At 38.8% G+C, this 17942-nt stretch carries 15 protein-coding genes; 4 read left to right on the top strand and 11 right to left on the bottom strand.

All coding sequences use genetic code 11. The features are described from left to right. The 9 genes from DRW42_RS28850 to DRW42_RS20345 all read right to left on the bottom strand — a co-directional run. Positions 1-536 (bottom strand): DUF8188 family protein (locus DRW42_RS28850; protein ID WP_113950674.1); only part of this gene is annotated, 536 nt, incomplete at its 3' end. Between the two features lie 44 nt (positions 537-580). After that, positions 581-1168 carry a DUF8188 family protein gene (locus tag DRW42_RS20380; RefSeq protein ID WP_113950673.1) on the bottom strand — a complete coding sequence of 196 codons (588 nt, stop codon included), beginning with the start codon at positions 1166-1168 and terminating at the stop codon, positions 581-583. Continuing rightward, on the bottom strand, positions 1169-2299 hold the full coding sequence (locus DRW42_RS20375; RefSeq protein ID WP_113950672.1) for a DUF4280 domain-containing protein: 1131 nt from the start codon (positions 2297-2299) through the stop codon (positions 1169-1171). Further along, the gene (locus DRW42_RS20370; RefSeq protein WP_113950671.1) at positions 2296-3234 is read right to left on the bottom strand and encodes a hypothetical protein; all 939 of its coding nucleotides are present in this window, start codon (positions 3232-3234) and stop codon (positions 2296-2298) included. Before DRW42_RS20370 ends, DRW42_RS20375 begins: the two co-directional genes overlap by 4 nt. Positions 3235-3241: 7 nt before the next feature. After that, positions 3242-5047, bottom strand: a complete 1806-nt coding sequence (locus DRW42_RS20365) for a phage baseplate assembly protein V (RefSeq protein WP_113950670.1) — start codon at positions 5045-5047, stop codon at positions 3242-3244. A 35-nt stretch (positions 5048-5082) separates the two neighbouring features. Beyond that, positions 5083-5799: a hypothetical protein gene (locus DRW42_RS20360; protein ID WP_113950669.1), complete on the bottom strand. Its 717-nt coding sequence runs from the start codon at positions 5797-5799 to the stop codon at positions 5083-5085. A gap of 6 nt (positions 5800-5805) precedes the next feature. Then, positions 5806-6420, bottom strand: coding sequence for a hypothetical protein (locus tag DRW42_RS20355; RefSeq protein WP_113950668.1), 615 nt, complete (start codon positions 6418-6420; stop codon positions 5806-5808). Between the two features lie 33 nt (positions 6421-6453). Further along, positions 6454-6609, bottom strand: a complete 156-nt coding sequence (locus tag DRW42_RS29105) for a hypothetical protein (protein WP_208643604.1) — start codon at positions 6607-6609, stop codon at positions 6454-6456. Between the two features lie 722 nt (positions 6610-7331). Further along, on the bottom strand, positions 7332-8783 hold the full coding sequence (locus DRW42_RS20345; RefSeq protein WP_113950667.1) for an APC family permease: 1452 nt from the start codon (positions 8781-8783) through the stop codon (positions 7332-7334). Between the two features lie 302 nt (positions 8784-9085). Here DRW42_RS20345 and DRW42_RS20340 point away from each other — a divergent pair, with 302 nt between their 5' ends. From DRW42_RS20340 to DRW42_RS20325, 4 genes are all read left to right on the top strand, one after another. After that, complete coding sequence (locus tag DRW42_RS20340; RefSeq protein WP_113950666.1) at positions 9086-11332, top strand: sodium-translocating pyrophosphatase; 2247 nt, start codon at positions 9086-9088, stop codon at positions 11330-11332. A 130-nt stretch (positions 11333-11462) separates the two neighbouring features. Beyond that, on the top strand, positions 11463-12920 hold the full coding sequence (locus tag DRW42_RS20335; protein WP_113950665.1) for an amino acid permease: 1458 nt from the start codon (positions 11463-11465) through the stop codon (positions 12918-12920). Positions 12921-13015: 95 nt separating this feature from the next. Then, complete coding sequence (locus DRW42_RS20330; protein WP_208643603.1) at positions 13016-14347, top strand: porin; 1332 nt, start codon at positions 13016-13018, stop codon at positions 14345-14347. Between the two features lie 79 nt (positions 14348-14426). Continuing rightward, positions 14427-14993, top strand: coding sequence for a MarC family protein (locus DRW42_RS20325; protein ID WP_025145664.1), 567 nt, complete (start codon positions 14427-14429; stop codon positions 14991-14993). A gap of 486 nt (positions 14994-15479) precedes the next feature. On the opposite strand, the gene DRW42_RS20320 is transcribed toward DRW42_RS20325, so the two are convergent. Together DRW42_RS20320 and DRW42_RS20315 are read right to left on the bottom strand one after the other, a co-directional pair. After that, positions 15480-16649 carry an RsmB/NOP family class I SAM-dependent RNA methyltransferase gene (locus DRW42_RS20320; protein WP_113950664.1) on the bottom strand — a complete coding sequence of 390 codons (1170 nt, stop codon included), beginning with the start codon at positions 16647-16649 and terminating at the stop codon, positions 15480-15482. Positions 16650-16679: 30 nt separating this feature from the next. Beyond that, positions 16680-17891 (bottom strand): type 1 periplasmic-binding domain-containing protein, encoded by a 1212-nt coding sequence (locus DRW42_RS20315; RefSeq protein ID WP_113950663.1) that lies wholly within the window; start codon positions 17889-17891, stop codon positions 16680-16682. Positions 17892-17942: the final 51 nt, after the last annotated feature.

Below are 17942 nucleotides of genomic sequence, written 5' to 3'. Positions count from 1 at the left end.
AAACGCTTTTTAAATTCGTCTTTTGGCATGATGTAGGTTAAGTATTGTTCTACATTATATTTAAACTGGTTTTCAGTAATATCAACATTCCAACCATCTTCATAGCCTCTATTTTTACTAACCGAATCTGGAATATTTTCCCTTACCTTAAAAACAGGAATTGGATTTTCTTTTGTTCCATAGTTAGGATTTTTTAAATCATCCTTGTTAATTGTTAAAAGAGCTTCTTTTTCATCCATTACTGCATCGAAAGCAAGTCGTTTATCCATAGGATAATTAAAAAAAATAAAAGAAAGCCATCTACCATTCTTAGCATCTCTAAACCTCAATGTATAATAATTGGATTGAGGTGCAGAAAAAGATGTTCTGTAGCTAAATGTTTTTACTTCAGTATTATGCGGGATAAAAATCTTATATTCAGAAGAATTATTAATGTAATCATGAATTGCAAATCTGCTATCATTGGATCTATTTTTAGAAAAATAATTTATCCCATAAATTAATAGTGGGAAAATATTAATACACCAAGTGCCCAACCAATGGCCTGTGAAATCTGTTTGTTCATTACACTAAACCTAAATCAATTAGTTTTCCCAAAACGTTTCTGAAATTCTTCTTTTGACATAATATAGGTCAAATACTGCTCTACATTATATCTAAACTGCTTATCGGTAATATCAACATTCCAACCATCTTCATAGCCTCTGTTTTTACTAACCGAATCTGGCAGATTTTCCCTTACCTTAAAAACAGGTATTGGATTTTCTTTTGTTCCATAGTGAGGATTTTTTAAATCATCTTTATTGATAGAAATAATTATTTGTTTGTTATGCAATACCGTGGTAAACTTAGACGCTTCAAAGTCAGGATAATTAAAGAACATAATCTGGCAATGCTTATTCAGTATACTATCAAAAAAAGATATTTTATATGTACTACCCGCAGGACTTGTTAATGAAGTAGAATATTGAGAATATGACAATTTTAGATCTTTATATTTAGGGAAACTGGTACTAATAGGTACAAATTCCTCCAAATATTCATCAATATGTTCTTTTGCCTCATTCGCTTTGGATTTGAACAAAATGTTAACGCCATAAATTATTAAAGGGAATACAACTAATACTCCTAAAGCCCAGCCAATTGCTTGTGATATTTGCTTATTCATTTACTTGGGATTATTTGCTATTACACTAATATTATTATCTATATCTTGATTATTAGCATTATCAGAAGCTAATAATGAAGATTTTGCTTTCGCCAATTCATAACTGTCAGATCCTCTGTCTATCAAATAGTTTGCAACTGCTCCACCTAGTCCTTTAAAGAAACCTTTCCAGAACTCAGGTCCTATAAATGCATTTCTTGTACTGGGATACATCCTTGTTAAACGCATAGCCGTTAACTCAGCAGCCTCTGCGCCAGCCACATTCCCTTCTGCTCTCAACAAGGCTGCCTGTAAATTATGTTCTGCAATTTCTTGAGTAATCGCCTTATTCTCAATCGTTAATTTTACCCCACTTTCAACCATTGCTCCACTTACACCCAAAGGTTGATTCATCAGGCCTTCAGTTTTCGCTGCATCACCCACATCGCTCCACCTCCAAATTGGAAGATTTTTTTTTGCTGCTTCTTCCTTACTATTTTCGCCATCAATATAACCATAAACCGCAATAGGAGCTGCCACCAATAAACCTATAGGTGTAAAAGCTGTAGCAGCAGTAATTACACCAATTATTGCCTGAGAAGTTAAATGGGCTGCAATTTCAGCATTATTATTACTAGTGATTTCTTTTGCGGCAGCCATTGCAATAACCGGATCGATGATAATAGAAACAACCCCACCTTTTGGGCAGTTCATCAATGATTGACTAAGTAAAGCTTGTTTTTTATCAATTTTAACCCCTCCATGCGGCAACATCCACGTACCATTTAGCGTTGCATCACAATCGTGCCCTATCTTGTATAAACCGGTTACACCAGCTACAATACTGGTTCCCGCAGCCGCAAGCATTACCCCTGCTGCTACCAATGCTAACCCGCCGGTTGCTACAGTTGCAACAGCCAATGCAGCTACCGCAATTACTGCAGTTAAAATCTGTAATCCTCCCCAAAATTTACTTGCAACCTTACACGAAAAAGTATCACTGATTTTTCTATCATCAATATTTAGCAAAGGGGCTTTTTTACTTGCTAAGATTACCGTGGAAACCCTACTGATGCCAATTTGAAGCGGTTTTCCATTAGTCATATTGGTACAAATAACATTAGCACCCTCATGTACATAAGAATAACTCATTCTATCCTCCTTAATTTATAGTCTACAACTACTTCAACATTATTTTTAACTTCTTCAGCAAGAAAAAGATCAGTTTCTTCAATTAATGACAAATCCGTATTAACAACTTGCCTAACCTGATATTGAAAATCGTAATCTGAAAATTTATACCCTACAATAGGCTGAAATTTTTGGTCGTACTGTTTTTTGATTGCATTAATATCAATCTCTTTTATCTCTATCTTACCCTGTTTCTTAAGCTCAACAGTTGATGGTTTTTCAAAAATAATTTCTGATGAAACATGCAACGGCACTGCAATGCCTTCAAAAAGCTGGGAATGGTAATTCAAAGTATAAGGTTTATATAGGTCTGAAAGCTTAACAAGATACCTATCAAAAAAAAGATCAAAGAACAACTTAGTATGTATATCCTCAATGAGGAGTTTTTCATCCTTAATCTGCGCTTCTGCCAAATAAATAAATTTTTGGAGTTCAATTTCGGCATTACTTGATCTCAAAAAAGAATACCGTTCTTTTATATTGCCTTTAAAACTTTCCCAATTTTTTAGCACCTCACCGTAGTTCAATATCTTGTTTATTTTCCCTGTCTCTCTGTCAACCTGCACGGTTATATTACATTTAATCAGATCCAGGGATGAAAACAAGTCCATTGCTTCTGAGAGATTAGAAGGATTTATCTGAATAATATTATCGAAAAGCAAAACTTCTACAATAAGATTCCCATTGTCAATTCTGTTTTTAACATGAAACTCTCGCTTTGTGGTAGCGTGATTGGTAATTACATTATTTAATTTGGTAGCAACCGTTTGTTCACAACGATATTTTAAGAGTATAGGATCAGTCTTTTCAATATCAACTACCTTATCATACTGTGTATCTGTTTTATTTTCGACATGAACTGGTTCTTCATCACTAAAAAATTTAAATCTACTCATAGCTAACTTAATTAATATCTACTTGACTACCATTTATCGTTTGTACCCCATCCGATTTTGAAAGAATTGTTGTTCCACTGGTTACGGAAATCCCCTCAGTTACAGATTCTTTCTTGGTTTTTCCATCAAAACTGTAATTGGTATAACCTGATTTACCTACAAATACACTAATCCCAGATTTATCGCCCCAATTGATGTTCACCGAGTTCTTCCCTTGAATATTAATGATTTCGCCAATAATATCAATCGTTCCGTCTTTCTTCATTGTAATACTGCTTAAACCCGTTTTAATTACGATCGTTTCAGCAGATTCTGCTGTAATCAGCCCCGGGCCATTTTCTATTTTTACAAAATTGGCTGCATTGGTACCGAGATTCAAAGCGTGGTTTAGGTCATCAAAACTTAAACAGCTTCCTTTTCTCGAAGTCATGCCTTTTACATTACTATTTTTAAAGCCGCTGCTATCGCCGCTTTTTCCATGGTAAACACTGCCCATTACTACAGGCCGGGCCACATTACCTTCTTCGAAAGCAATTACTACCTGGTCTCCTTTTTCGGGGATGACATGGAAGCCCCGGTTTTTTCCCGTATCTCCGTTACCTGCATTCGGGCTGATTACCCTTAGCCATTCGGTAGGATCGTTGGTTTGGCATTCCCATTTAAACTTCACCTTCACCCGGCCCTGCCCCTGCGGATCATCGTTATCAACCACATCGGCCAGTTGCATATCCGATTGCGGTTTTTGGTAATTTTTTACCTTTATACGCTCAGTGGTAGCCACCAAACCTTCGAAAGTATTGCTGTATTTACCTGTTCCATCAATCTGGTGGTTAATGTTTGTGATGAGGAACTTCCCTAAACTTTCGGTAGAAAAAGCCAGTTCTTTTCTGATGCTCATGGTTATTTCGGCAATGCTGCCAATACTAAGCCCTGCATTATCGCCACCTGCATTAATTTTTAACAATTCGCTGATGTGTGCTTTTTCTTCGTTTTCTACATGGCTTTTGATATCGCTGCTATTGTCAACCCTGATCAGAGATGGCTGATTGAAAGTTTTGCTGTACATCGTGTTGGATGCCTTGATGGCATGCGACAAATCTGGGTTTCCATCCGCCTTGCCCGCACTTTCGCTGTGTAACATTTCATCCTGTTTGGGATTGTAGGCAAAACGCTTGTATTTAATGGGCGAAACTTCCATTGCATATTGCAGGTTGAATACATCACGACCATAAAAAAGTGCTACCTCTTTCTGTTTATCAGGTTTCCCGAAATTAAGCTGTTTACCATCGTAATAAAACCATTCGTGGTACTCGCCTGACAAGCGGTTCAGGAATTCGAAATCACTTTCGCGGTATTGGATAAGATAATCGATTGCCGTTTTTCTTGATGCATTACTTACGATCGCCAAATCGTTAGCCGGCGTATCTTTGGTAGCCAGCTTAACAATGGTATCCAGATCCTTATCGAGATAAGAACCTAAATCCGGGCCGCGGTCTATTAATATAGTAGGACTATATCCACTTACAACGAGTACGCCATGATAACCATGGCTTTGTGAGAGTTCTACTTTTGTAACCAGACCTGCAAAATGTTGCAAATTTTCTGGTGAATGACCAAAAGAAGCGGTGAGGGTTTTACCTACAAAATCGCGGCTATCGTCTAAACTGATTAAACCTGGTGCGCCCAGCTGGTCGTGGTTAAAATGCAGTTCAAAATAATGGTGCTGGTTAAAAGCCTGTAGCAGATTAAAAGAGGCAAAATGTGGAATTGCCGAATCTTCAATACTGATTTCTACGATAAGTTTGTTTTCCATAGTGTATTCATTTACTGTACCGGTAGCACAATTGGCTACATTGTTTTATAAACTGCAATTTTATAAAGTCCGGGATAGAAATGCACTTCAAATTGCGTTCCTGCTGCATTTCGTTTTGGCGAAGCCTCTATCATTTTTTTATTGTAGGGATGCACTTCTATAGTATTGCCTTTTTTCAGATAACCATTTCCGATCATGGTATCGATATCATTTGGTCGTACATGGATACAACCATGCGATTCTGCCAGCTGGAAAATTCTTCCCCCTGCTGTTGCGGCCTCATCGGGTGGGGTGGTATGGATAAAATCACCCATGATATATTCCTTTCCGTTCATTTTCCGGTCGTTGTTTGTATCTTTAAAATACTTCACCGAAATATGCCCGAAATCGTTAAAAAGCCATTTGGTTGGGATCGGTGAATTGGGATAAAGATCGCGCTGGTATTTAAGTACGGCATCGGTAACGCCTTTCTGATCGTTTTTATATTTTCCCCACTGAGCATTTACATCGGTTAATTTTTTCCAGCTGCCAAGCTGCTTCACCATCACAATATTGCCACTTATTTTCACTTCGGTTCCCCAGGCAATGCCCGACCACATGGCATAACGGCCATAACTCACATGTTTTTCGATGCTTTTAATCACAAACCTACCTGTAGTTGTGGAGGTTTGCGAATGGCCATCGCCCCCCATTTTAACGTTAGAAGGTCCACCGTGTGCATCATATTCCTTAATTTTTACGAGCGTATTCATTGTTTTTTATCTATATTTTAAAACCTCAACCATGGTTACCTGGGCACGATCGAGTTTTTCATTATTGTTAAAAGTTAATTTAATCGATGTATGGGCATCTATATTTATTTCAACAGGAAGTGGCTGTTCGGTGACAGAAATTGATTCTTCTTTTTTAATATTTCCGAAACGATGGGTAAAATCGCCTACATGTAATGAGTCGGTAATAGATTTTGGTACCAGTAATATCATCCCTGCGCTTATAGCAGCAGTATTGTTATTTTGGTAAGCTTGAACGATAATATTTTTATCATCACTTTCTTGTTTACCGTTATATATGGTTAATGGTAATTTATCAGCAAATGTTTTATTTAATGATACTATACCGGCTTTATTAAAGCTGTTTAAGGGAAGTTTTGCCACAGAATCGGTGTAGGAAAGAAAAAGATCGGTAATATTTACTTTTTCTGTTACGTGGTTATTGACGGGCTTACTATCTTCATTACAACCTGCAAAACAGATACCTATCAGGTATAGCAAAACAAAAAATATATTATAACGAAAAGATGAGCGCATAATCTGCATGTTAAAGGTTAAAAAAGTGCCAAGCAAATAGCGGTTGGCGTTAAGCGGCAATAGCATTGAGTTTAACAACTCAAATGAACATTAGGATAATTAATCCAGGTTTTCGCCTGATCTGATATTTGTATTGGTACCGTAACTATTGGAACAGGGATTTCCAAATATATTTACATCACGGTTTAACGCATAGGCATACTGAAGTACCGGGTACCCTTTGCCTGAAAAATTTAATCCAGCTTTGAAAGCCATAGTTTTAAAGTTTAAAGGTTAAAAATTTGATTAGTGTAGCTGCTGCTACTACGCTTTATAAACCAAATATCAGGCCAATTGTGAGGCATCAGCCTCATTAACAATCATTAATGCGAAATCAAAATAAAAGAAAACCAAAGCTTAAATGGCTTAAAACCGCATTTTAACTAATACCATAGGTTGTGTAAAATTGTTGAAAAGTTTTCTATATAGTAATAGGTCAGGAATCAAATTTATATTTCAAGTCTTAAAAATGATACGGTTTTTGAAGGGTTTAGGCGTTAGGCGTTAGGCGTTAGGCGTTAGGCGTTAGGCGTTAGGCGTTAGGCGTTAGGCGTTAGGCGTTAGGCGTTAGGCGTTAGGGGCAACAGATTGGGCAGTTATAGGTTTGGATTGTGTATTCTTTTTTAGTAAAGCAAAGCCTGGGTTTTATTGCAACGTTAGTCCCACCACATGCTCATGCCTGCCCGTTCGTTCAGGCGGGCGCCTGCAGGCCTTAAACACTGGGCCGGTATCCGCTATGTCGGGTTTAAAAACGTTGTTCCCTGCACAAAACCAACCAAAATAAACCTGATGGCAGCGGACACGAAGTAAAGCGGACAGCAGGGCCTTCGGAACCGATTGATACGGAACCCTGCTTTCAAAAAAAACAAATTATTCGGGTATAAAAAACCCGCAGGTTTTAAAAGTCTGCGGGTTTTGGAAACGAATTTAAATATTGCTTATATCTGGTTAAGCCTGCTGTTCTTTTTTATTAATGAAAAATAAACAGGAACGCCCAGGATCACAATTAAAAGTCCTGGCCAGGTATACTGTTGTTTATAAATCAGCAGCAAAACGCAAAATGCAGCACCGATCAGCAAGTAAATAATTGGGGTAACGGGATATAACCATGTTTTATAAGGACGTTCGACGTTAGGTTTTTTGATCCTTAAATAAATAACGCCAAAAACGGTAATCATGTAAAACAGCACGATAACAAAAGAAATCATGTCTAAAAGATTTCCATACTGTCCGCTTAAACACAAAACAGAAGCCCAGATTCCCTGCATCCAAAGTGATTTTTCAGGAACACCATTTTTATTATTTTTAAGTGCTGCTTTAAAAAACATGCCATCTTCTGCCATGCTCTGAAAAACCCTGGCACCGGCCAATACAATCCCGTTAACACAACCAAAGGTAGAAATCATCACGAGTACAGCAATTACGATGGTACCTACCCCGCTGCCGAAAATCTGCTCAGAGGCCACAACAGCAACCCTATCGTTTAGCGCAAAAGCAATACTATCCCTGTTTAAGGTATTGAGGTATACAAAATTGACCATTAAATAAAGTATCATTACTGCAGTAGTGCCCAAAACCATCGATCGTACAACATTTTTCCTTGGGTTTTCGATCTCTCCAGAAACAAAGGTTACATTTTCCCATGCTACACTCGAAAATACCGAGCCTACCATCGCCGCTGCAATCCCTCCCATTATAGTCATTCCGGAAATGGATTCCCATCCCGATTTGAGGAGGTTTCCGCTGGGATCTGTTTTAAGGTTGTTAAAAGCACTCCATCCAAGACTCATATTTCCGCTCCAGAAACTGTTTTTAACCAATAGAAAACCTAAAACAATCAATCCGATTAAAGCAACAATTTTAGAACCCGTAAAAATATTCTGTAAGATTTTACCACCTTCAACGCCTTTGGTATTAATATAGGTTAAAAGAAGGATTACAGCGATCGCTAAAATCTGGATCCACGTAATTTTATAACTGCCACTCTGGAAAATTGGCGCTGCATCGTTCAAGGCGGGTATTAAATAAGCCGTAAACTTACCAAAAGCAACAGCTACCGCAGCAATAGTACCTGTTTGAATTACAGTGAACAATCCCCACCCGTATAAGAAGCCCATCATTTTACCAAAAATCTCTTTCAGATAAGTGTATTGTCCGCCTGCTTTAGGAAACATGGAAGAAAGCTCTCCATAAGAAATTGCAGCTGCAACGGTCATCACACCGGTAATTATCCAAACCACAATTAACCAATAACCAGAACCTAAATTCCTCATGATATCGGCACTTACGATAAAAATACCGCTACCAATCATCGAACCCATTACCAGCATTGTAGCGTCAAAAAGGCTTAATTTTCTTTTAGAAGGTTCACCTTCCTTTTGAATTTCCATTTCAGTTCTGTTTAGTTTGGGGCTAATTTATTTAAAAAAAAGAAATTGTAGGATATTATTTTACCATGACAAAAATTTATTCACAGTTGTTGTAAAATTTTAACCACAAGAATATTTTGTTATCTTGCTAGAGCGTTGCTAGCGAAGAGTTTGGAGCGATGAGCTTAGCGCCGGGCATTTGGCGACCAGCGCCGATTAACCAATTTAAACAATTAACCAGTTAACCAAATGACCAATGACTATTGAACCAATGACCAATTAACCAATAAACAACTAACCAAATATAAAACCAATTATTAACTATGGATTTTTTACAAAACAATTTAATTTACTGTATCCCGGCTTTGGGCCTAGTTGGGATAATAGTTATGATGATTAAAAGCGCCTGGGTAAATAAGCAGGATGCAGGTGATAAAAACATGCAGGAGCTTGCAGGCTATATAGCAGATGGTGCTATGGCCTTTTTGAAAGCCGAATGGAGGGTATTGAGCATTTTTGCTGTTTTTACGGCAGCATTATTGGCCTACTCAGGAACCATTACCGAAATTAAAGGCGTTCCAATGCATTCGAGCTGGATTATTTCAATTTCCTTTATTATCGGAGCGGTATTTTCTGCTACAGCAGGTTATATCGGCATGAAATCGGCTACTAAAGCCAATGTAAGAACCACACAAGCGGCCAGAACAAGTTTAAAGCAAGCCTTAAAAGTTTCATTTACCGGAGGTACCGTAATGGGTTTGGGGGTTGCCGGACTAGCCGTTTTGGGATTAGGTGGTTTGTTTATAGTATTTCTTAAACATTTCAATGTAGTTTCAGTTAACAGTGTTGAAATGAAAACCGCGATAGAAGTTTTAACCGGTTTTTCTTTAGGAGCAGAATCAATTGCTCTTTTTGCCCGTGTAGGCGGAGGTATTTATACCAAAGCTGCCGATGTGGGTGCCGATTTAGTAGGGAAGGTAGAAGCCGGAATCCCGGAGGATGATGTGCGTAACCCGGCAACCATTGCCGATAACGTAGGTGATAATGTGGGCGATGTTGCGGGTATGGGCGCCGATTTATTTGGTTCTTATGTGGCAACCATTTTAGCCACAATGGTTTTAGGACAGGAAATTAATGTAACAGATAAATTCGGAGGCATGTCGCCAATTTTATTACCCATGGTAATTTGCGGACTGGGAATTATATTTTCAATTATCGGCACGTGGTTCGTCACCATTAAAGATGAAAAATCAAATGTTCAAAATGCACTGAACTTAGGCAACTGGTCGTCCATTATAATTACAGCAGTAGCCTCTTTCTTTATTGTAAAATGGATGTTGCCTGAAACTTTAAACTTACGTGGTTACGAATTTTCGAGCATCAATGTATTTTATGCAATTATTGTAGGTTTGGTAGTGGGTACGATTATGAGTATTGTAACCGAATATTTCACGGCTATGGGTAAAGGACCTGTAAATTCGATCATTCAGCAGTCTTCAACAGGTCATGCCACCAATATTATTGCAGGTTTATCTGTCGGTATGAAATCTACCGTTATCCCGATTCTGGTTCTGGCAGGAGGAATTATGGCTTCCTATCATTTTGCAGGTTTGTACGGTGTAGCTATTGCCGCAGCAGGAATGATGGCCACCACAGCCATGCAGTTGGCCATTGATGCCTTCGGACCGATTGCAGATAACGCCGGCGGTATTGCAGAAATGAGCCAGTTACCACCTGAAGTACGCGAACGTACCGATAATTTAGATGCTGTTGGTAACACTACTGCTGCCACAGGTAAAGGTTTTGCCATTGCATCAGCTGCTTTAACTTCGCTGGCTCTGTTTGCAGCTTTTGTGGGCATTGCCGGTATTTCAGCCATCGATATCTATAAAGCACCTGTTCTGGCTGGTTTATTTGTAGGCGGAATGATCCCTTTTATTTTCTCTGCTTTGTGTATCCAGGCAGTTGGTAAAGCGGCGATGGACATGGTGCAGGAAGTGCGCCGTCAGTTCAGGGAAATTCCAGGTATTATGGAGTACAAAGCCAAACCTGAATACGAAAAATGCGTAGCCATTTCAACCAAAGCATCCATCCGCGAAATGATGATGCCAGGTGCAATTGCCCTGATTACACCCGTAATTGTAGGTTTTACCTTTGGTCCGGAAGTTTTGGGCGGTTTACTGGCCGGTGTAACTGTAACCGGTGTATTGATGGGAATTTTCCAGAGTAATGCCGGCGGAGCATGGGATAACGCCAAAAAATCATTCGAACAAGGTGTAATGATTAACGGAGAGATGCACTACAAAAAATCAGAACCACACAAGGCTTCTGTTACCGGAGATACTGTTGGCGATCCTTTTAAAGATACTTCCGGCCCTTCAATGAACATTTTGATCAAATTAATGTCGATTGTTTCGCTGGTTATTGCTCCTTATATCGCAGTTAAGGCAATTGCAGGCGAACATAAGCAAGAAGTAAGGAAGGAAATCAGAATTGAACAAAAAACAGATGCTTCGGGCAACATAAAAACTGATACTTTAATCAATACGACCGATACATTGAGTCGTTAGTTGTAAAATCACAGAGATAATACAACCGAAAAGGGGATTTTAACAGAATCCCTTTTTCTTTTTGGTAATTTTTATTTAGGTTTACCGCTTATTATCATAAAATCAACAAACATAAAAGACTAAACAACTTATGAATCTAAAAAAGCCTATTGATGTGCTTATAGCAGAATCTGCTGAAAGTGGTGAGGGCACGCTGAAACGGACACTGAGCAGTACAAGCCTTGTTGCGTTGGGCATTGGAGCTATTATTGGTGCAGGCTTATTTTCTTTAACCGGTATTGCAGCTGCTGACCACGCTGGCCCTGCTGTAACTTTATCATTCGTATTGGCCGCTGTTGGCTGTGCTTTTGCCGGATTATGTTATGCCGAATTTGCATCAATGATCCCGGTAGCTGGTAGTGCTTATACTTACTCTTATGCTACCATGGGCGAGTTTATGGCATGGGTTATCGGTTGGGATCTTGTTCTGGAATATGCCCTGGGTGCCGCAACCGTTGGCGTTTCATGGTCTGGATATTTTAATAAACTATTGCATGAGTTTGGCATGGAAATGCCGCTCTACCTAACCAAATCATTTGCAGAGGTAGATGGCGGAGGTATCAACCTTCCGGCTGTGGTTATTGTTTCGTTACTATCATTGATGTTAATCCGCGGTACCAAAGAATCTGCAAGTCTAAACAACATTTTAGTAATTGTAAAAGTAGCTGTGGTAATCATTTTCATAGCCCTTGGCTGGAAATTCATCAACCCTGCTAACCATACACCTTATATTCCTGCTAACACAGGTGTTAAAGGCGAATTCGGTATTTCGGGTATTGCAGCCGGTGCAGCATTGGTATTCTTTGCATTTATTGGTTTTGATGCGGTTTCTACAGCAGCTCAGGAAGCTAAAAATCCGCAAAAAGGTATGCCGATCGGTATATTGGGCTCTTTAGTAGTTTGTACCATATTATATGTGTTATTTGCACACGTAATGACAGGTTTGGTACCTTACACTGTTTTTAAAGGTGACGCCTCTCCTGCTGCTACAGCTTTTAAAGTTACCGGATACAACTGGTTACAAATGGGTTTAATTATCGCCATTTTAGCAGGTTATACCTCTGTAATACTGGTGATGCTGATGGGACAATCGAGGGTATTCTATACCATGTCTAAAGACGGATTACTGCCAAAATTCTTCAGCAGCATCCACTCTAAATTCAGAACTCCTTTCAAAACCAACATTTTCTTTATGCTTTTTGTAAGCATTTTTGCTGGTTTTGTTCCGGTTACCGACTTAGGTCACATGGTTTCTATTGGTACCTTATTCGCATTCTCACTGGTATGTATTGGTGTAATGTTATTGCGTAAAACTGATCCTGACAGGCCTCGTCCTTTCAAAACCCCATTGGTTCCTTTCGTACCGATTATGGGTATCATTGTTTGCGTTTATTTAATGTCGTCACTTCCTATCGAAGCCTGGATTAGGTTAGCCATCTGGATGGCCTTAGGTATTGCAATTTATTTCTTCTATGGTAAAAAGAACTCTGTTCTAGGAAATACCGGCAAAGTAGTTGAGCCTGTAGATCCACCAAGACCAGAATTGTAAACAATTATAATATTTTTAGAAGCCTCAACGCAAGTTGGGGCTTTTTTTATGTTAAATAATTGTTAATAAAGCTACCTTTGCAAAAAATCGATAACATGAACCGCCATTCTAACGGATTTAAAAAGGTATTCTTTCTTGCCAGTGCTTTTCTGACGCTATTTTCTTCAATTAGTTATGCCCAAAGAACAATTAATGATGTAATGGACTCCACAACAGTTAACCATTTACTCATTATCTCAAAAAAATATGGTTCATTATCTTTTAGCGGATATCTACAGCCACAGTTTCAGGCAGCGCAATCAAACGGTACACAGGCCGAATATCAGGGCGGAAATTTTGGCGAGTTCACCAATAACAGATTCAGATTAAGAAGGGGCCGTTTAAGGGCCGACTATATGCTATTAACCGATGATGGCGCTCCATCTACTTATTTTGTGCTGCAGTTTGATGGTACCGAACAAGGAGTTGCGGTAAGGGATTTCTGGGGGCGTTATTATGAAAATAAATGGAAGATTTTGGCAGTTACCCTAGGGCTTTCCGGCCGGCCGTTCGGTAATGAACTTCAGTTATCATCTTCGGTAAGGGAAGCACCGGAACGTGGAAGAATGTCGCAGATATTAATGAAAACCGAGCGTGATCTTGGTGTTACTTTTACCTTAAATCCGCGATGGAAAGATGCTACGCTTAAAAACTTTGTATTCGATTTTGGCATTTACAATGGTCAGGGTTTGGCAGGCCCTGCTGAGTTTGATAACAGCAAGGATTTCATCTTCAGGCTAAGCCACAAAACATACGCTTTCAATAATTTTACCATTGCAGGCGGTATTAGTACGTTACAGGGCGGCTTAAACCATCGCTTACCGGTAAGTTACAAGATGGACAGAATCAATGACCAGTGGAAAATGCTTAAAGATTCGTCTGCTACAACCATAAACAAAGTTGCTCCACGGAGGTATTATGGTGCCGATATTCAGCTGGCTACGAAAACCAAAAGCTGGAAATCTGAATTAAGGGCAGAAATGGTATCGGGCCTGCAAACGGGCACCTCTACCAATTCTACCACGCCAGGTTCTTATCCTGTTGATAATAAATCGATCGCTCTACCCTATTATACCCGAACATTTAACGGCGCCTACCTCACTTTTGTGCAAACCCTGAACAGTACCGATAACCAGATTATTTTAAAATACGACTGGTATGATCCAAATTCGAAAGTGAAGGGAATGGATATCAGCAGCGCTAAAGGACATTCGCCGGCAGATGTCCGTTTTGATACTTTTGGCTTTGGTTTTTTACACCATTTTAATACACATTTTAAAGCTGTACTGTATTACGATATCATTAAAAACGAATCGACCCAGATTGAAGGTTATACGGCTGACAGAAAAGATAATGTGCTCACGCTGAGGACGCAGTTCTATTTCTAATAAATCATGATACAATTGAGGATTTGATACAAATTCCGCTACCTTTGCTTAAAATTGTCCTGCTATGAAACTCGATTTTATGAAGTTCAACTTAAGCCAGATCCTATCTACAACGATGGTACTGTTTGCAATTATCGATATTTTGGGGGCAATCCCCGTTGTAATCGAACTGCGCAGAAAGGCAGGTCATATCGAATCAGAAAAGGCATCTTTGGTGGCCACAGGCTTAATGATTCTCTTTTTATTTCTTGGAGAATCTTTACTTAAAGTAATTGGTTTGGACGTAGAATCTTTCGCTATCGCAGGTTCTTTTGTAATCTTTTTCATTGCCATGGAAATGGTTTTAGGACTCACCATTTTCAAAGAAGAAGCACCAGAAACGGTTTCAATTGTTCCTTTGGCTTTTCCTCTAATTGCCGGCGCCGGAACAATGACGACTTTGCTTTCGCTCAAAACAGAATACCATACCCAAAATATCCTGGTTGGGATTATCCTGAACATGCTTTTTGTTTATTTCGTACTGAAAAATACCAACAGACTGGAAAAACTTTTCGGAAAATCAGGCTTAAATATCTTGCGTAAAGCTTTTGGGGTAATTTTACTCGCCATTGCCATTAAATTATTCAGGAATAATACAGGACTTTAAAGATGGATGATGTGAGATGGATGATGTGGTTAACTAGACCGTCATTTCGACTGTAGCGCAGCGGAATGGAGAAATCTAATGAACAAAAAGTACTAGATTTCTCCACTGCGGTCGGAATGACGATAATTATATAAATGACAATCCCCTCACTAAACTGTAACAATAAATCCGTATATTGATCTAAACATAAAAGCTCACCACATGAAAAGCTTTGAAGAATATACCTTAATTATTGGAGCCATCGCCGTTTTAATTGAAGCTGTGAAGTACCTAAAGAAGAATTTTAGGTCATGGTTTGAGCATACCTAGGATGGGTTAAATGCGGCAACGTCACCCTGAATTTAATTCAGGGTCTATTTTGCAGGAAAGATGCTGAAACAAGTTCAGTGTGACGATCGTGAGGAAATATCTCCAAAAAAGTCCTTAATAAATCTAGCTCAATTTAATAAACAAGATCTTAAAAATCTTATAATCCGTAAATCCTGATTATTCCTGGCTTTTCTTAATCAACCTTGCCACAAACATCGTATCAGCGTTATTTTCATAACCTTTTATCAATTCCATCTTTTCCAATTCTAAAGGCAGCGTATCCACTATATGCTGAACAACTTCTTCATTTTCCTGTGCAAATGCGGAGCAGGTAATATACACCAATGGTTTACCAGGCTTTAGGTATTTCACTACATTCTGTACAATCCCTTTTTGAATAGCGGCAAACTGGTTGATTTTACGTTCTTCGAAAAAAGTAAGCATTTCAGGGGTTCTTCCCCAGGTACCCGACCCGGTACAGGGCGCATCCAGAATAATTCCGTCAAAGGCATAGTGATGCAGAATCTGATCGTTATTCTGTAAAAGATCGATTTCTTTTTTATGGTATTTTTTGATACCGGCTAGTCGGAAACGCTCATCGAGGTTTAAGAGCACGCTTTCGCGTAAATCGGAAACCAAAAGTTCGATAACAGGCTCCAAACTGTGCAAAAGCAAGGTTTTCCCGCCTGATGCGGCACAGCAATCCCACCATTTATCCCATTTATTGGGTTTAAAATATTCGCCTGTATGCTGTGACGATAAATCCTGCACCTGATAACTCCCTTCTTTTAAAATGGTTTCGAGTTTGGTGCCGTTTGGTAGTGCCAATGCAGTATCAGAAATGGCTTTAACAGTTATATTTTCGGTTTCTAACCTGGTGATGATCGATTTGGAATCATTTGCAGCTACCCGGATAAAAAGATCAGGTTGCTTAAAAAACGAAGCAAAAAATGCTTCCTGATCGATATCGCCAGAAAATGCCGCATGAAAAGGATATACCTCTTCGATTTTAAAATCGGGATATTTTGCTTTAACCAAACCTAATTTCTTCTCTAAAGGTATTGCAATGCTTTCTACCAGTTCGGGAAAATTTTTCTCTACAATCTGACTTAAAGTATCGTGACAAAGAAAATCGGCGATACTCAACCGTTCTTCATTAGCCAGTGAAGACAAAGCCTTACCCATCCTAAAAAAACTATAGATATGGCGGGTTGCCCATCTCCTGTCAGACGAGCCCATCTGTTTATGCTGCTTAAAATAAGTGGGCAGAAAGCGGTGTAATGGCAAACTCCCATCATAACTGCTCAAAATCTGTTCAAAGGCTCTTAACTGGTGGTCTGCTCTCATGCAATAATAAAAAATGGAAGAAATAATCGGTTATTCAACAATATTTAAGGCAAAGTTTTTATACTTCAACAACATTAAACTGGTATTAATATAACCCAATTTTTCATCATGGATAAATGAAAAATTATTATGGAGTCCTTTGTATCTGTCTTTTACGATATAATCCCTGTAATCCTCTCCATAAGTTACCAGTAACCTGCCAAAATAATAGCCAACATCGAAACCTTTAAAGGCATATTCTCCAGGTTCGAAACCATATTTATAGCGGTATTTTTTGATAAAAGTAACTACGTTGCTGCTTTTATAGTCTATTTTATAGGATGAACTGATAATGGTATTCAAGTTCTGCAATTTGTCGGCCGGATAATTCTGTTTTACCCAATTTGGATGTCCAAAAAGGTTAATCGCATAGCCACCAGACGGCAGATTCTTTAACTTTGCAAGTTTTTCTATAGTTGGTAATACAAAAGTACGGTCAGACGAAGTCACGACCACGGCATACTGCTTTCCTTTAATCATTTTAGTTTCGAAAGTGTAGGCTGACGCATATTCCTGCACAAAAAATTTACCACTGTTTTGGAAATAATTCCTGATTGGGGCTGCAAAGGCTTCATCTTCCGTTTTCTTCGGATTAATGATTACGACGATTGTATTGGCAGGATTAAAGCTTTTAGCGATATAGGCACCGATTTTTTTTCCATGCAGGCCTATATTATTTACCACCGAGACCAAATTTGGGTTATTAAACTCACCCGGATCGGTAGCAGCCAATGGCGAAACGATAGTAGCGTTATTTTCTTTAGCATAACCGGAAATAAATTTCAAACCTTCGGGAAAAACAGGACCGATAATTAAATTGCTCTGTTTAAAACGCTCATTTTTATATAGAAGAGAGATATGTGCATTATCATCCTGGGTATCAAAAACATTGAGTTTAAAATTTAAACCCTGTGCGGCGGCAGAATCGAGCCCTAATTTAAAACCCTGATAAAAATCAATCGGCATGGCGTATTTCTCGATATCGGCTTTTGTAGCGGTTTTTAAATTCAGCTCATCAAGCTTAAAAGGAACCAGCAAAGAAACGCTGGCCTGGGTAAACTTTTTGACAGGCTTTTTATCTGCAGGTTTTTCTTTCTCGGCCGGTTTGCTTGTTTCGGGTTTAGGGGTTCTCACTTTCGGCGAACAAGCACCCAAAACCAACATCAACAAAACTGGCAACCAGTAAACCTTTTTAAAATTCATACCTATCGTTTTTAACAAAATATGCTAGCAAAGTTTATTCCACCTTGCTAG

The organism is Pedobacter miscanthi (assembly GCF_003315595.1).
Lineage (GTDB): Bacteria > Bacteroidota > Bacteroidia > Sphingobacteriales > Sphingobacteriaceae > Pedobacter > Pedobacter miscanthi.
This window is presented reverse-complemented; position numbering and strand designations above follow the sequence as displayed.

What these genes read in the sequence shown, in the direction of transcription:
- DRW42_RS20380 (WP_113950673.1), bottom strand. Translation starts at nt 1,168, where the DNA reads ATGAATAAGCAAATATCACAAGCAATTGGCTGGGCTTTAGGAGTATTA.
- DRW42_RS20375 (WP_113950672.1), bottom strand. Translation starts at nt 2,299, where the DNA reads ATGAGTTATTCTTATGTACATGAGGGTGCTAATGTTATTTGTACCAAT.
- DRW42_RS20370 (WP_113950671.1), bottom strand. Translation starts at nt 3,234, where the DNA reads ATGAGTAGATTTAAATTTTTTAGTGATGAAGAACCAGTTCATGTCGAA.
- DRW42_RS20365 (WP_113950670.1), bottom strand. Translation starts at nt 5,047, where the DNA reads ATGGAAAACAAACTTATCGTAGAAATCAGTATTGAAGATTCGGCAATT.
- DRW42_RS20360 (WP_113950669.1), bottom strand. Translation starts at nt 5,799, where the DNA reads ATGAATACGCTCGTAAAAATTAAGGAATATGATGCACACGGTGGACCT.
- DRW42_RS20355 (WP_113950668.1), bottom strand. Translation starts at nt 6,420, where the DNA reads ATGCTATTGCCGCTTAACGCCAACCGCTATTTGCTTGGCACTTTTTTA.
- DRW42_RS29105 (WP_208643604.1), bottom strand. Translation starts at nt 6,609, where the DNA reads ATGGCTTTCAAAGCTGGATTAAATTTTTCAGGCAAAGGGTACCCGGTA.
- DRW42_RS20345 (WP_113950667.1), bottom strand. Translation starts at nt 8,783, where the DNA reads ATGGAAATTCAAAAGGAAGGTGAACCTTCTAAAAGAAAATTAAGCCTT.
- DRW42_RS20340 (WP_113950666.1), top strand. Translation starts at nt 9,086, where the DNA reads ATGGATTTTTTACAAAACAATTTAATTTACTGTATCCCGGCTTTGGGC.
- DRW42_RS20335 (WP_113950665.1), top strand. Translation starts at nt 11,463, where the DNA reads ATGAATCTAAAAAAGCCTATTGATGTGCTTATAGCAGAATCTGCTGAA.
- DRW42_RS20330 (WP_208643603.1), top strand. Translation starts at nt 13,016, where the DNA reads ATGAACCGCCATTCTAACGGATTTAAAAAGGTATTCTTTCTTGCCAGT.
- DRW42_RS20325 (WP_025145664.1), top strand. Translation starts at nt 14,427, where the DNA reads ATGAAGTTCAACTTAAGCCAGATCCTATCTACAACGATGGTACTGTTT.
- DRW42_RS20320 (WP_113950664.1), bottom strand. Translation starts at nt 16,649, where the DNA reads ATGAGAGCAGACCACCAGTTAAGAGCCTTTGAACAGATTTTGAGCAGT.
- DRW42_RS20315 (WP_113950663.1), bottom strand. Translation starts at nt 17,891, where the DNA reads ATGAATTTTAAAAAGGTTTACTGGTTGCCAGTTTTGTTGATGTTGGTT.